Annotated in this window: 15 protein-coding genes, 3 pseudogenes and 1 riboswitch; of the genes and pseudogenes, 14 read left to right on the forward strand and 4 right to left on the reverse strand. The window is 55.5% G+C overall.

All coding sequences use genetic code 11. The annotated features are described in order from the left end of the window. Positions 1-84 precede the first annotated feature (84 nt). Complete coding sequence (locus tag A3220_RS14560; protein WP_062375482.1) at positions 85-1,581, forward strand: CoA-acylating methylmalonate-semialdehyde dehydrogenase; 1,497 nt, start codon at positions 85-87, stop codon at positions 1,579-1,581. 65 nt (positions 1,582-1,646) lie between these two features. Here A3220_RS14560 and A3220_RS14565 read toward each other — a convergent pair. Continuing rightward, positions 1,647-2,057 (reverse strand): annotated as a pseudogene (locus A3220_RS14565) (hypothetical protein); the annotation flags it as partial. Positions 2,058-2,131: 74 nt separating this feature from the next. Between A3220_RS14565 and A3220_RS14570 the strand changes: the two are divergent. From A3220_RS14570 to A3220_RS18025, 5 genes are all read left to right on the forward strand, one after another. Beyond that, a complete protein-coding gene (locus A3220_RS14570; protein WP_062375484.1) occupies positions 2,132-2,401 on the forward strand; it encodes a hypothetical protein in 270 nt (89 codons plus the stop codon). Positions 2,402-2,445: 44 nt separating this feature from the next. Then, positions 2,446-2,549, forward strand: a riboswitch (TPP riboswitch). After that, entirely contained in the window at positions 2,539-3,918 is a 1,380-nt protein-coding gene (locus tag A3220_RS14575) for a sodium:solute symporter (protein WP_062375486.1), read from the forward strand. It overlaps the preceding riboswitch by 11 nt. Positions 3,919-3,993: 75 nt before the next feature. Beyond that, entirely contained in the window at positions 3,994-5,424 is a 1,431-nt protein-coding gene (locus A3220_RS14580) for a diguanylate cyclase (RefSeq protein ID WP_062375488.1), read from the forward strand. Positions 5,425-5,441: 17 nt separating this feature from the next. Then, on the forward strand, positions 5,442-5,798 hold the full coding sequence (locus A3220_RS18020) for a CorA family divalent cation transporter (protein WP_252860486.1): 357 nt from the start codon (positions 5,442-5,444) through the stop codon (positions 5,796-5,798). Beyond that, a complete protein-coding gene (locus A3220_RS18025; protein WP_252860487.1) occupies positions 5,788-6,411 on the forward strand; it encodes a magnesium transporter CorA family protein in 624 nt (207 codons plus the stop codon). The genes A3220_RS18020 and A3220_RS18025 overlap by 11 nt, the downstream gene beginning before the upstream one ends. Here A3220_RS18025 and A3220_RS14590 read toward each other — a convergent pair. Then, positions 6,408-7,586, reverse strand: a complete 1,179-nt coding sequence (locus A3220_RS14590; RefSeq protein ID WP_062375491.1) for an MFS transporter — start codon at positions 7,584-7,586, stop codon at positions 6,408-6,410. The two genes, A3220_RS18025 and A3220_RS14590, sit on opposite strands and share 4 nt — an antisense overlap. A gap of 164 nt (positions 7,587-7,750) precedes the next feature. On the opposite strand from A3220_RS14590, the gene A3220_RS14595 reads away from it, so the two are divergent. The 3 genes and pseudogenes from A3220_RS14595 to A3220_RS14605 all read left to right on the forward strand — a co-directional run bounded on the left by A3220_RS14595 (position 7,751) and on the right by A3220_RS14605 (position 10,625). Next, complete coding sequence (locus A3220_RS14595) at positions 7,751-8,329, forward strand: NnrU family protein (protein ID WP_062375493.1); 579 nt, start codon at positions 7,751-7,753, stop codon at positions 8,327-8,329. A 63-nt stretch (positions 8,330-8,392) separates the two neighbouring features. Further along, positions 8,393-9,565 carry a zinc-binding dehydrogenase gene (locus tag A3220_RS14600; protein ID WP_062375495.1) on the forward strand — a complete coding sequence of 391 codons (1,173 nt, stop codon included), beginning with the start codon at positions 8,393-8,395 and terminating at the stop codon, positions 9,563-9,565. An 11-nt stretch (positions 9,566-9,576) separates the two neighbouring features. Further along, a pseudogene (locus A3220_RS14605) lies at positions 9,577-10,625 on the forward strand (proline racemase family protein). Between the two features lie 13 nt (positions 10,626-10,638). Here A3220_RS14605 and A3220_RS14610 read toward each other — a convergent pair. Then, positions 10,639-10,851 carry a DUF1289 domain-containing protein gene (locus tag A3220_RS14610; protein ID WP_062375497.1) on the reverse strand — a complete coding sequence of 71 codons (213 nt, stop codon included), beginning with the start codon at positions 10,849-10,851 and terminating at the stop codon, positions 10,639-10,641. Positions 10,852-10,899: 48 nt separating this feature from the next. Next, entirely contained in the window at positions 10,900-11,316 is a 417-nt protein-coding gene (arfB, locus tag A3220_RS14615) for an alternative ribosome rescue aminoacyl-tRNA hydrolase ArfB (protein WP_062360180.1), read from the reverse strand. A 109-nt stretch (positions 11,317-11,425) separates the two neighbouring features. On the opposite strand from arfB, the gene A3220_RS14620 reads away from it, so the two are divergent. The 5 genes and pseudogenes from A3220_RS14620 to A3220_RS14635 form a co-directional block, all read left to right on the forward strand. Next, positions 11,426-12,037: a flavin reductase family protein gene (locus A3220_RS14620; protein ID WP_062360182.1), complete on the forward strand. Its 612-nt coding sequence runs from the start codon at positions 11,426-11,428 to the stop codon at positions 12,035-12,037. A gap of 226 nt (positions 12,038-12,263) precedes the next feature. Further along, the gene (locus tag A3220_RS18030) at positions 12,264-12,686 is read left to right on the forward strand and encodes an ABC transporter substrate-binding protein (RefSeq protein ID WP_252860488.1); all 423 of its coding nucleotides are present in this window, start codon (positions 12,264-12,266) and stop codon (positions 12,684-12,686) included. A gap of 85 nt (positions 12,687-12,771) precedes the next feature. After that, on the forward strand, positions 12,772-13,299 hold the full coding sequence (locus tag A3220_RS18035) for an ABC transporter substrate-binding protein (RefSeq protein WP_252860489.1): 528 nt from the start codon (positions 12,772-12,774) through the stop codon (positions 13,297-13,299). A 41-nt stretch (positions 13,300-13,340) separates the two neighbouring features. Continuing rightward, entirely contained in the window at positions 13,341-13,925 is a 585-nt protein-coding gene (locus A3220_RS14630) for a hypothetical protein (RefSeq protein ID WP_174524470.1), read from the forward strand. A 31-nt stretch (positions 13,926-13,956) separates the two neighbouring features. Beyond that, a pseudogene (locus tag A3220_RS14635) lies at positions 13,957-14,204 on the forward strand (IS5/IS1182 family transposase); the annotation flags it as partial.

Raw genomic sequence — 14,204 nt, forward strand, 5'->3', positions numbered from 1 at the left:
ATTGACGTTTACGTCAACTTGCTGATATACCCTAGTGGCTCCTTATTCAAACCCATAACAAACACAACCACGAGGAACGTCTGTATGTCCGTTCGCCAGATTCCCATGTATATCGATGGTCAGCCGGTCGAGTCGCAAAGCCAGGAGTGGCGGGACGTCGTCAATCCGGCGACTCAGCAGGTCGTAGCCCGCGTGCCGTTCTGTACCCCTGAAGAGGTAGAGCGTGCCATTGCCAGTGCCAAAACGGCGTTTAAAGAGTGGCGCAAGGTGCCGCTGGGTAAACGCATGCGCATTATGCTCAAGCTTCAGGCCCTTATTCGCGAGAATACGGCAGAGCTTGCCGCGTTAATTACCGAAGAGCATGGCAAAACACTGCCCGATGCCGAGGGTGAAGTAGGCCGCGGTCTTGAGGTGGTGGAACATGCTTGCTCCATTACCTCGCTGCAGCTAGGCGAATTAGCCGAAAACGCAGCGAACGAGGTGGATGTTTACACCATGCACCAGCCGTTAGGCGTGGGCGCGGGTATTACGGCATTTAACTTCCCGATTATGTTGCCCTGCTTTATGTTCCCGCTGGCCATTGCCACGGGTAACACCTTTGTATTGAAACCCTCCGAGCAGGACCCGAGCTCTACCATGCGGCTAGTCGAGCTGGCCCATGAAGCGGGCATTCCCGCTGGCGTATTAAACGTGGTGCACGGTGGTCCGGATGTAGCAAATCAAATTGCTGACCACCAGGATATCAAGGCGCTGTCGTTTATCGGCTCGACTCATGTCGGCTCGCTGCTATACAACCGTGCCGCGGCGGCAGGCAAACGGATGCAGGCGATGATGGGGGCCAAAAACCACTGCGTCGTTATGCCTGACGCTAACCGCAGCCAGGCGATTGACAGCCTGTTAGGGTCTGCTTTTGGCGCGGCCGGGCAGCGCTGCATGGCGAACTCGGTAGTGGTGCTGGTGGGGGAAGCCCGGGAGTGGATAAAAGATATCGAAGCCGGTGCCCGTGGCATGAAAGTAGGGCCAGGCTCTCAGCGCGATGCAGACCTGGGGCCTTTGGTATCGCCCCAGGCGAAAGAGCGGGTTGAGCGCTTAATCAGCGCCGGTGAAAAAGAGGGCGCCACACTTCTGGTAGATGGCCGTGGTTATACGGTGGACGGCTACCCGGATGGCAACTTTGTAGGACCGACGCTATTTGCCGATGTAACGGCGGATATGACCATTTATCGGGAAGAGATTTTCGGCCCTGTGCTGTGTGTGGTTAGCGTAGAAACGCTGGATGACGCCATCAACTTTATTAATGCCAACCCCAATGGCAACGGCACGTCGATTTTTACCAACTCTGGCTGGGTGGCTCGCCGGTTTGAAACGGATATCGACGTTGGCCAAATTGGTATCAATGTGCCGATTCCTGTTCCCGTTGCTTACTTCAGCTTTACCGGATCTCGGGCATCCAAACTGGGTGACTTAGGCCCCAACGGCAAACAGGCGATTGCTTTCTGGACGCAAACTAAGACCGTCACGGCCCGTTGGTTCGAGCCTGAAAACGTCTCTAGTGGGATTAACAGCACCATTTCGTTGTAAAAGATTCGTTGTTATACGTCTGGGCGATGCGCCTCTTCCAAGCTAGCGGAGGAGGCGCAAGCGCGTTAAAAACGATCAAATAGTGGCAGGCTGTCGTTGAGCAGTTGCTCAATGGGGGCAAGCTGGCTTTCATGGAGCACTAGCAGGTAAGGGGCGTCGTGCTGCTCGCTTATGGGGGCCAGCAGTGCAAACTCACCCTCTTCCATGTGGAATTCATGGATTTCACGGGGGCCATGTGGGGTATTGCACTGAGAGCAACGATAACTGTCATCTTCGCCGTAAACCAGGCGGTGATACATCTTAAATAGCGTATAGAGGGCTAACCCACCATTAAACGCAGGCCAACGTGCAGGCGTTTCGACAATATCGTCTGTCAGCGTTTGGCCTTCTGCCTCGGCATCTGCGATGGCATCGGCAAGAGGGGCAGCTAAAATGGACGTGTTATCGGCAGGCAGCGGCTCATTTTACCGGGCGGCGGTGGGTTAGCTATTTGTTACCAGTTAATTTAATCGCGCTATTTATATCATGAACATAACAAGAAGGTGTCAATATGTCTGCTGCTATTAGCCGTTTTAAACTTCCCGAAACGCTGGATGATGTGCCAAGCGATATTCGTGATGCGATGTTAGCTGTGCAGGAAAAAGCGGGGTTCGTGCCTAATGTGTTTCTGATGCTGGTGCATCGCCCTGAGGAGTTTCGCGCTTTTTTTGGTATGTCGAATCGCTTGGTGACCCTAGCGGGTACGCCGCCTAATTCCGAGTTCTATCTCATGGGGCGCGTGCCGAAAAAGCCTGACGAATTGGTTCGCGAAACGCCTTAAGACTTTACTACGGCGCTGCTTTGATTGAGGATGACGCCTTCATTCACTGTCGCCAGGGGAGCCCAAAACGGGCTGAGAATGCGCGTAACGCAGACCCTGGAACCTGATCCGGTTCGTACCGGCGGAGGAAGCGCGACATGCCATACCTAACGTCTGCTGTGTTAGGCGCAGCCCTGTGCTGCTTTGCCTTTCTGGGTCTTCGGGCACGCTTTGGCGGCGGCTCCCTGGATGATTATGTCACCGCCCGCAACTCGCAAACTGCGTCCACTCTGGGGCTGTCTTTTTTAGCCTCTGGAATGGGTGCCTGGATTCTGTTTGCTCCACCTGAAATTGGTGCCTTTGTTGGCCCCGTGGCGCTGCTGGGCTATGCCTTTGGCTCGGCACTTCCGTTTATTGTATTGGGCCTTTATGGGCCAAAAATACGCCAAGCGCTGCCAGAAGGGCGCAGCATCGCGGAGTTTGCTGAGGCGTGCTATGGCAAAAACGTTCGTCGCTTTGTGGCGATGGTATCTGTTGCTTATATGGGCTGCTTTTTAGCCGCTGAGTTAACTGCCATTGGGGCTATTACCGCGCTGCTCTCTGATGTGCCGCCTGCCGTGGTGATCATTGGCGTTGCTCTAACGACGCTGGTGTACACCGTGATGGGCGGCCTTCGCGCCAGCCTTGCGACCGACCGTTGGCAGGCATGGCTGCTGTTGGCCCTACTACTGGCAGTGGCGAGCGTAACGCTTTGGCGGCTACCGAGCATGCCCAGCGACGCCGCTTTACCCTCATTGCCAATCGGTAGCTCGCTCAGCGTGGCATTGACGCTGGTGATTGCTGTGACGGCTGCCAATTTATTCCACCAGGGCTATTGGCAGCGGGTGTGGGCGGCACAAGATGAACAAAGCCTTGGGCGTGGCGCCTGGCTAGGCGGTGGTATGACGATTCTCGTGGTGATGGTAATTGGTGGCGTGGGCATGATGGCCGCCATGAGCGGTGTCAGCTTAGGTGAGCCGCCCATGCCGTTTTTTGCGCTGTTAAGCGATGCGCCGATATGGATCACGCTGCCGTCACTGGTACTTGCCGTTACCCTGGTCACGTCTAGCGTCGACACGTTACAAAACGGGATTGCCTCGCTATGGGCCAGCGGCGACCGCCCAGATGCTTTCACCAAGGCCCGCTGGCTTACTGTCGCGATCATGGTACCGGTGATTGTGATTGCTCTGCAGGGGCTCTCGGTGCTTCGCCTGTTCCTGATTGCCGATCTGCTGTGTGCCGCCATCGTGGTACCGGTACTGCTTGGCTTATGGCAACGCATGACGCCTATGGCTGCGATAGGCGGCGGGCTTGCTGGGCTAGTGGGCGCTGTGCTGCCGGGTTGGTTGAGCCAAGGCAGTGTTAGTGCGGGCGTGATAGCAGCCACCTTCCCCGGCAGCGTACCAACCCTTGGCCCGTTTGTTGGGGCGCTGCTGCTCTCAACTGCGGTGAGTATGATCATTGCTGGAGCCAACAAGCGCCGCGCCCTTGCCCGTTAATCAAGGCGTTAAGCAGGAAATTTCGTTTCACGTTATGCTGGCAGGGGTCTGACTACTACTGTAGGTGCGATCGCCATGAGCCACCTGTTACCTCCTAACGAAAATGCCCGTTTGGCTGCACTTAACGAGCTAGCACTGTTGGATACGCCGAACGAACCTGTTTTTGATCGCATTACGCGCTTAGTAACGGTGCTACTCGGTGTGCCACAGTCAACTATCACTCTGATTGATTCTGATCGGCAGTGGTTTAAGTCGCAAGTTGGCATCAATATCTCCGAAACGCCGCGGGATGTGGCGTTTTGTGCCTACACCGTGCTGGAAGCTGCTCCGCTGGTGGTGAAAGATACGCTGCAAGATGAGCGTTTTGCCACCAATCCTTTTGTGACTCGACCTGATGGAATACGTTTTTACGCAGGCATTCCGCTTAAAAACTCACAGGGACTGGTGCTGGGTTCGCTGTGTGCGATGGATAGCAAACCGCGGCAGTTGAGCGCTCAGGAGCAGGCCGCGTTGCAAGATTTAGCCGACATTGTGACCGGTGAGATTCACCTGCGCGAACGGCTCATCAACGAGCAGAAGATTCGTGCCGCCACTCAGCAGGCGCTCACGGCGCTGCATCAAAGCCTCGAGCAGCATATCGAGCGGCGTACTCGCGAGCTCAATTTGGTGATTGAGTCTGCCTACGATGCCTATCTGAGCATTGACGCCCAAGAGCGGGTGCTGGACTGGAACCGTGCTGCAGAGAGCATATTTGGCTGGAGTCGCAAAGAAGCTTTAACGCGCCCACTAACGGCGCTTATGTTTCCCCAAGGGCTACCCAATCAAGATGAATCTGCGCCTATTTCTTGTGAGGCGACGCGCCGTGATGGCGTCCGCTTGCCGGTCGAAGTACGCCTGAAAAGCTATGAGCTTAATGGTCGGGTGCGCCGTAGCCTGTTTATTCACGATATCACTGAGCGCCAGCAGCTAGAGCGGCTTCGGGATCAACAGGCCCGTGAAGATGTACTGACTCGGTTGCCTAATCGCCGTGCGCTTGACGAGCGCTTATCCGAAGCGATGGCGCGGGTGCGCCGTACCCTAAACCCGCTGGCGGTGCTGTTTCTTGATTTAGACGGGTTCAAGCGTGTTAACGACCAGCATGGCCACGCCATGGGTGATGAACTGCTGCGCGACGTTGCCAAGCGCTTGCAGTATGCCGTTCGCGAGACGGACTTTGTTGCCCGTTGGGCAGGAGACGAGTTTGTCGTGCTGCTAGAAGGAGTCACCGCCGAGGCGCTAGAGCCATTGGCCCAGAAACTGATTCGCCTCATTGAAGAGCCGCTTCATGTTGGTAGCTCTACCTTACGGGTTAGTACCAGCATCGGTGTAGCGCTATTTTTGCCAGGGGCGTCTGAAACGGCTCAGGAGTTGTTAAAGCGAGCTGACGTGGCAATGTATATGGCTAAGCGGGCGGGTAAAGCGCGTATAGAGTTAGCGCGCCCGGCAGATATAACGCCCAAGACTTAACGAACCCAGGGAAGAAAATGATTCGTTGCATATTAACCACCCCAGAAGGCGATGTGCGTGAGGGGGATGTACGCCTAATCGACGACTGGAAAACAATGCCCACTGCCCATTTGTGGGTTGATATGAAAGGCGAAAGCGAAGCGCAGGAGCGTGATGTGCTAGAGCGTTTTGACTGCCATCCCTTGGCCATTCAAGATGCCCATAAAGAGCGACACCCGCCGAAAATTGAAGAGTTTGAGAACCATACGCTGATTATTTATCGCGGTATTTCATCATTCGATGCCCAGCTTAATTTTGTGCCCCAGCAGGTCTGTTTCTTTATCGGCGAACGTTTTTTTGATAACGCTTCACCCCGGAGAAGCCTTGAGTATTGAGCGGCTGTTAAATGAGCAGGGTAAGGCGTTGCTGGCGCTTTCCCCAGAGCATGTGGCATTAAAAGTGATGTATACCTCAGCAGGATTTTATATTGATAGCCTGCTGGAGTTTGAGATGGAACTTAGCGATCTTGAGGATGAGCTGCTCGAAAACGGCAACGATGTTCTGATGCGTAAAATTACGACTTACCGCTCGCGGCTGGTGAAAATGCGGCGCATCTTTAGCTATCACAAAGGTATTACTCAAGAGCTAACGGCGTATGACTACGCCCACTTACCTAGAGGTGAGAGTGAAACCCTGCACGCGATTACCGATGTAGAGGAGCGCTTTGAGCGCCTCTATACGCTGACACAAATGTACTACGATATTTGCGGTGACTTGGTGGATGGCTATATCTCTATTTCTTCTCACCAGCTAAATATCACGATGCGTGTCTTGACGGTGATTACCGCTATTTTTGTTCCGCTGACGTTCATTGCCGGTATTTACGGAATGAACTTCGAATATATGCCTGAGCTTAGCTATCAATACGGCTACTTCTTTGTATGGGGGGCCATGTTGGGTATTGGCGGTATTTTAATCTGGCTGTTTAAACGCAAAGACTGGTTCTAAAGCCCTTGCCGGGTGGTGAGTTGGTGTAAACGAAATGCCAGCATGCAAAGCCCCAGCGCAATCAAGAGCCACAGAGCGGCCAGTAACATAGGAAAAGCCCGGGCCCCAGCGATATCCAGCAGCGGGCCTGTTAAAGACGGAATAATCAACGCACCGCTACCCGCTGCGGTAAAAATAGCGCCGGTGGTGCGGCCCCGCATCACAATGGCCTGATTGCATAGCGCAAAGAGTGTCGGGAAAAAAGCAGAGGCCGAAAGCCCAAACAGCAGTGCTCCGAGGCTTAGAGGCAGCCAGTTAAAATGCAGGCCGGCCGAGGCACCCAAGCCCAGCGCCAAACAACTGGCTAACACCTGCCAGGGTGAACAAACACGCAGCAGAGGAATGGCCAGCAAACGGCCAGCAGATAGCGCTAGCCAGAATAGAGTGGCCAGCAGTGCCGCCTGCTCGGTAGTCAGCCCTGACAGCGCGCCATACGCCGTCACCCAGCCAGCAAACGTAATTTCAATGCCCACATAAATGGAAAACAGCAGCATAAATAGCCCCAGCAGCAGTGGGTCACGATGTTTGAGCGCTGCCAAAGTGGCTGGGTCAGGGTCTACCGTTGGCATAGTCGGGCTGGCAAAGCGCGAAAGTGGCCACAGCATGGCAGCCACGCTTAATGCAACAATCCAAAACGTGAGATGAAATTGCCCGGTAAGTGAGAGTGCGGCAATCATAATCAGCGGCGTAAGCATGTTGCCGAAGCTAAAGCAGAAGTGTAGCGCGCTCACGTTTGGGCCTGCCGCATCTCGATGCAGCCATAGCAGCAGCGTGTTGCCTCCCGCGTTGAGCGATACCTCCGCAAACCCCAGCAGCATGAATAGAAGCGTCAACAGCAGCAAAAGCGGGCTAAGTGGAGCCACGGCTAGCCCAGCTACCGCCAGCATGCCCATCATCACCAGCACGTGGTGGCCGTTGAAGCGGTCCATGAGCAGCCCGGTGACCATCGCGCCGCTCATGTTGCCCACGGCGCGTGCGGTAAACAGCACGGCGATCTGGCTCATGGAGGCACCGCTGACCTCGGCCAGGTGTGGCAGGGCCGGGCCAAGCAGGCCGCCGGTCATGCCAATGGCAATGAACAGCCCAAAATAGGTCCAGGTGAGACGGCGATGGTACGTCGAGGGGAAGTGAAGCATACCGATCCTTGGCGAGGGCAGAGGTACAGTCAGTCGTCTAGCTTGACGGGTTTTGCTCTCCATCACTATTGGCGAAAAGTTGACGCCGCGCCATGTGGTTTGCCAAGGAGTGTGGCATGCTCCCACTCGACCAACGACTTGCAACTCACCGGAGAGTGACCACCATGACCCTTATGATCTTAGGCCTGCTGATCTTTTTAGGCGGGCACTCGGTACGTATCTTTGCGGAATCCTGGCGACAGCAGCAGATCGCTAACCGTGGCCAAAGCACGTGGAAGCTGGCTTACTCCGTGGTGGCCCTCATTGGCCTTGCCATCGCCATATATGGCTACGGTCAAACGCGCCTCGACCCTATCAATCTATGGTTTCCGCCGATGGGCTTACGCCATGCAGTGGCGCTGCTGATGCTGCCCGCGTTTATTATGTTGGTGGCAGCGTATGTGCCGGGTAACGCGATCAAAGCCAAGCTAGGCCACCCGATGATGCTGGCCGTCAAAATCTGGGCGTTTGCCCACCTGCTAGTGAATGGCCGACTGAGCGATATCCTCTTTTTTGCAGCGTTTCTTGTCTGGGCTATTTTGGCGTTTAAAGCCGCTAAACAGCGTAGCCGTCAGCAGCCCGCTGCACCGCAATCAACTTCGCTGGCGGCTACGCTGGCCACGGTGGCGATTGGCGTAGTGGCGTATGCCCTGTTTGCCTTCTATCTACACCCGGTGATCATCGGTGTGCCGGTCTTCGGCTAGTCCCTTGAACCTCGCCCGGCGTTTGTTATTGTCGCGGCATATGCACTGAATAAGGAGCCCCCCATGGCCCATACGGATAACAACGCGGCGATACCTGCCACGATGTCAGCGATGCTCTTAACCGGCCACGGTGATGTGGACGTGCTGCAGTACCGCCAAGATGTACCTACGCCACAGCCAGGCCCGGGGCAGGTGCTGGTGCAGGTCACGGCCACAGCGAAAAACAACACCGACCGCAAAGCACGCGAAGGGCTATACCCCACCAAAGGGAAAGAGGACGTCACCTCGTTTGCCATGGGCGGTTCGCCAACCTTAACGTTCCCGCGTATTCAAGGGGCCGATGTTGCCGGGCGCATTGTCGCCGTAGGTGAGGGTGTGGATGAGCATCGTATCGGCGAGCGTGGCCTACTGGATTTCAACATCTACGCTGATGAGCGTCGTGATATTAACCTCACGCCGGACTACTACGGCCACGGTGCTGATGGCGGCTATGCTGACTACATTGCGGTGCCTGCCGACCAGTTCCACCACGTCGCTAACCCTGAACTGCATGATGCTGAGCTGGCCGCTATGGGCATGTGCTCCTATCAAACGGCCTACCACATGATGACTGTCGCCAACGTTCAGGCGGGAGAGCGCGTTCTCGTCAGTGGTGCCAGCGGAGGGGTCGGCACGGCATTGATTCAGCTCTGTCGTATCGTCGGCGCGATTCCCTACGCCGTCAGTCAGCTCGATAAAGCCGAAGCGCTGCGCGCGCTCGGCGCAGAAGCGGTGATTGATCGTGGTGACTTACCGACGTTTGTCGAGCGTGTGTTGGCAGAAACCAAGGGGCAAGCCATAGATGCCGTGATGGATCTCGTTGGCGGCGAGATGACCGACCTGTTTATCGACACCATGATTGGCGATATGCATAGCCGCGCTACGTATCCTCGGCTTTCCATTGCCGGTGCTAGCGGCGGCAACCTTAGCGAGATTATGTGGACCCGAGTCTACCTGTATCAGGTGCAGATTTTCGGTGTTTCCCACGGCACTCGCGAGGAGGCGGAGCAACTAGTCGCCTGGATTCGTAGCGGTGAGTTGAAGCCGGTGCTGCACGGCGCGTTCAAACTCTCGGAATTACATCAGGCCGAGCGCTACTTTGTGAACCGGGGCAGCAACTACCTGGGGAAAATCGTTATTGTCCCCGATGCTCAGTGGGACACCCACGGTGCACCGTTTGCCATTACCACTGCCTAGGAGGCGGGTTTGTGAAGAACCTCCATACGATTCAATTGTTGGACACTCATGCGGGCGGCGATGTCAGCCGTATTGTCACCGGTGGTATTGATGCGCTACCCGGCGCTACGGTTCGTCAGCAGATGGAGTATCTGCGCGACGATGCCGATGGCCTCAGGCGTTTGCTGTTGGAAGAGCCTATGGCATTCCAGAGATGTCGGTAGACCTGCTGGTTCCTGCTACAGACCCGGAAGCCGTGGCGGGATATATCATTATGGAAGTGATGGGCTACCCGATTTACTCCGGCTCCAACACGCTCTGCACGGCCACTGCTGTTTTGGAAACCGGCATTGTGCCGAAGCAGGAGGGCATCCAGCGCTTTAAGTTGGAAGCGCCTGCGGGGTTGGTGCAAATTGAAGCCCGCGTGCATAACGGCGTGGTGGAATCGGTCACGTGTGAAGGTCTGCCCAGCTATATCGATACCTATCGGGATACCATCCAAGTACCAGGGATCGGTGATGTGACCTACTCGGTCGCTTATAGCGGTGGCTTTTACGCCCTAGTAGATGCCGAGGCGCTGGGGTTCAAGCTGGTGCGAGATGAAGAGCAGGCACTTGCCGCCTGCGCCCATAAAATCGTTGAGGCGATTCAGGCGCAGCGCGGCTTCTCTCACTATACCTTGGGGGATGTGGGGCCGCTGCCGTTTTTGCACTTCATGGGGCCAGAAGAGTCGGTGGCGGAAGGCTATATCCGCTCTCGCTCCACGACGTATGTTCACCCTGGCGTGATTTGTCGCAGCACGACGGGCACCGGTACGTCGGCACGGCTGGCATTGATGAATTACGAAGGGCGGTTAAAGCTGGGCGACAAGTTAGAAACGATATCGCTGCGGGAGACAGGCTTCATCGGTACCTTTACCGGTACGCATCAAGAAGGCGCTTACCAAGTAGTAGAAAACACCATTACCGGACGCAGCTACGTGCTGGCGGAGTCTAATATTGTCATCAACTGCGATGACCCGATGGTGGCCTGTGGTGAGCTTCACCATATCTTGAGCGATCGCCACGACGAAGAGCGTTAAGCGAAACAGCCGTTCAGCCTGTGGTGGCATCTCTTGCCGCGTTTTGCTGCTCAACATAGCCTGCTTGTTCAATGCGTTCCCACACCGGGGCCTTCTCGGCCTCGGTCATACTTCCCCAGCAGGCGATTTCATCCAACGTGCGCCCGCAGCCCTGGCACATCTGAGTGCTAGGATCTATTTGGCAGACATGAATGCAGGGCGATAGCGGACGAGGAGACGTGGGCATTTGGGTCACTGTGTTAGGCATGGAAGAAGATTTTGGGCGGGATAACCCCTAGCCCACCGGCACTTTACCACGCAGTGACTTAATTTTTCCTTTGCGGGTTTTATGGTCTACCCGGCGACGCTGTGAGCCCTTCGTGGGTTTTGTAGGGCGGCGCGTTTTAGGCTGTTTGGCTACGCTCTTGATCAGCGCCTGCAGGCGGTTCAAGGCATCCTCTTTATTCAACTCCAAGGTGCGGTAGCTCTGGGCTTTAATAATCACCACGCCCTCTTTGCTGATGCGCTGGTCGGAGAGTGCCATCAGGCGCTCTTTATAAACCGGCGGCAGCGTTGAACGCTGAATATCGAAACGCAAATGCACCGCTGAGGCAACTTTATTGACATTTTGGCCGCCAGCGCCCTGGGCGCGAATTTGGCTAATATCAATTTCCCAGTCCGCCACGCTGACGCTATTGGAAATAGTGAGCATTCAGTTCCTTGGTATCCCAGTGAGTCTATAAAGGCTAACATACTTGACAGTGGTTAGGCTGCGGCTGCCTATTAAGGAGAACTCTCTCGTTATGTGATAAGGAGCGCCCATGGAAGCCCTGCTAGAACAATCTCCGCTGAGTGCTGGAACCCTCTACCGGCTGCTGTCAGGTAGCGTCTGTCCCCGGCCTATTGCCTGGGTGGCAACACAAGACAAGCGTGGCAACGCCAATTTAGCGCCGTTCTCGTTTTTTAACGTAGCCAGCATCGACCCGCCCATCCTGGCTTTTTCACCCCTGCTGGATGGTAGCGCGCAGCCCAAAGACACGCTTCGCAACTTAGACGACCTCGAAGAGTGTGTTGTGCACGTGGGTACCGAAGGATTGATTGAAGCGCTCAATACCACCAGCGCCAGCCTGCCCAGAGAGGAAGACGAGTTCACCCTGGCAGGGCTTGAAAAGGCCACCATGCAAGGCATCCGGGTGCCCCGTATTGCCGCAGCCCCCGTCGCGTTTGGTTGCAAACTGGTGGATGTGATTCGCTTTGGTGATCGACCGTTGGCCGGTAGCCTTGTGTTGGTACAAATCGTGGCGATATACATCGACGATGAATTATGGGATGGCCGCCACGTTAATATGGAGGCACTCCAACCGATTGGCCGCTTGGCGGGCAGCGACTATGTGCGCATTACCGACCGCTTTGCTATTGAGCGGCCTACGTAACCGACGACACGTTTTATTACATTCTGTTTAAGGCTAGCTAGGCTTAAGTCGTATGTTCTTCCGCCGATAACAGTAGAAAGCAGCACTACGTAGGGGGAGAATTAATGCGGCGTACAAAAACATGGCTATTGGTAGTTGGGCTGTTAGCAGCGCCACTGGCGCAGGCAGAACTAACGGTGGGCATCGTTGCCCCTTCAAGCGGGGGGCTGCCCCGTTAGGCATCGGTATGCAGCAGGGAATTGATACCTACTTTGCCAAGATAAACGCTGAAGGTGGCGTCAACGGCAATCAGTTGGCTTTAAAAGCCTATGATGATCAATATGCGCCGCTACAGGCTGCCAAGCATACCCGTGATCTGGTAAGTGATGAGAACCTACTGGCCGCCGTTGGCAATGTGGGTACGCCCACCGCAGCGGTCACCATTCCTATTTATAACCAAGGGAAAACACTGCTGTTTGGTGCATTCACAGGGGCAGGTATTCTGCGCCGTTCGCCACCGGACCGCTATGTGATCAACTATCGGGCAAGCTACGTACAAGAGACCGCCGCCATGGTGGATGGGCTGCTTAGCGCAGGTATTCAACCGGAGGAAATTGCTTTTTTACCCAAAACGATAGTTTTGGGGATGCGGGCTATAACGGCGCGATAAGTGCTATGCAAGCGCGGGGCTTCTCCAATACGGCTAACTTGGTTATGGCCGCTTTACCCGTGGGACCCGGAATATCCATCAGGGCTTGGCGACTATTCTCCAAGCGCCAGTCACACCACGCGCGGTCATCATTGTTGGCACTTTTGGGCCGGCAGCAGATTTTATCCGTGAAGCTCGTCAAGACCTACCTGACACGCTTTTTCTTAACGTCTCGTTTGTAGGTAGCCAGGCGCTGTTAGAGGAGTTGGGTTCACGACGAGCAGAGGGCGTTATTGTGACGCAGGTGGTGCCACCGCTAGATGCTGACCTTCCTGCGGTAGAAGAGTATCGCCAAGCGCTGGCAGAGTATGCGCCAAACGCTGCCCCTGACTTTATCTCTCTGGAGGGCAACCTTGCGGCCAAGCTGTTTGTAGAAGGTGTAAAAGCCGCGGGTAGTAACCCTGATCGTGAAGCGGTTGTAGATGGCTTATTAAGCCTTGGCAGTATTGATATAGGCGTTGGGGAGCCGCTCACCCTTGGCCCGAATGACCATCAGGCAAGCGATGCTGTTTGGCCTACGGTTATCCGAAACGGCCAGTTCGAGCCGTTGGATTGGGCCAATGTAGCTCAGTAACTCTCCTGTTTGTATTCTCTCTGACACGGCGAACTACTCTAATGAAAAAGACCATAAGTATCCGCGCTATGCTGATTAGCCTCTTTGTCGCCGCTGTACTGGGTGCCATTGTGCTAGCAGGAACGGGCTGGGTGACCAACCAGCGTTTAATTAACGTTCAGCACCTCATTATCGACGAGGTGCTGCCGCTGCAGGACGCTAGCCGCAGCATAGTGCTTACCATGGGCGCTTTTGGACAGCGACATGCTGATTTACTGGCGACTGATGATACGCAAGCGTTGGCGGACATCACTCCCCGTAGCGCATTAGAAGAGCGCTATGCTCAGGCTCGAGAGGGGCTTGCGGATATTGAGGAAACCGGTGCTGCTGGGCAGCTGTCTGCTTTGGATAACTACTTCCAGGCGCTGTTGACGGGCGATGAGGCGCTGGAAGGTGTGCGCCGCGATGCGCTGAATCTGCAGGTGAAAATGGCCGAACAGATTGCTCAAATGGAAGCTGCTATTACCAATGTGATGCACATCGCCGAAGATATTGCTGGCCGCACAGCGCTGGCTCAAGTGCGTGAAGCGCGCATCCAGCGTGAGCTAGCAGCCTGTCGGTCTTTCCGTTGCACCGTGAGATACTGACCACCGTCATCGCCGAGCTGAGAAGATCGCCATGAGCCGCTTCATCCCTGTGGATCGCCAGACCGATTACCTGCTGCCGCCTTCGGTAGACGAGTGGTTGCCCGATGGTCACCTGGCGCGGTTCGTTGTCGATGTTGTCGAACAACTGGACCTCTCGACGTTGACCCGGCGTTACATGGGGCGGGGTTCCAAGGCACATCACCCGGCGGTGCTACTGAGCCTGCTGATCTACGGCTACGCCACCGGGGTGGTCTCCAGCCGCAAGATCGAGCGTGCCAC

The sequence above is a fragment of the Halomonas sp. KX33721 genome (assembly GCF_001596805.1).
In the GTDB taxonomy this organism is placed as follows: domain Bacteria; phylum Pseudomonadota; class Gammaproteobacteria; order Pseudomonadales; family Halomonadaceae; genus Vreelandella; species Vreelandella aquamarina.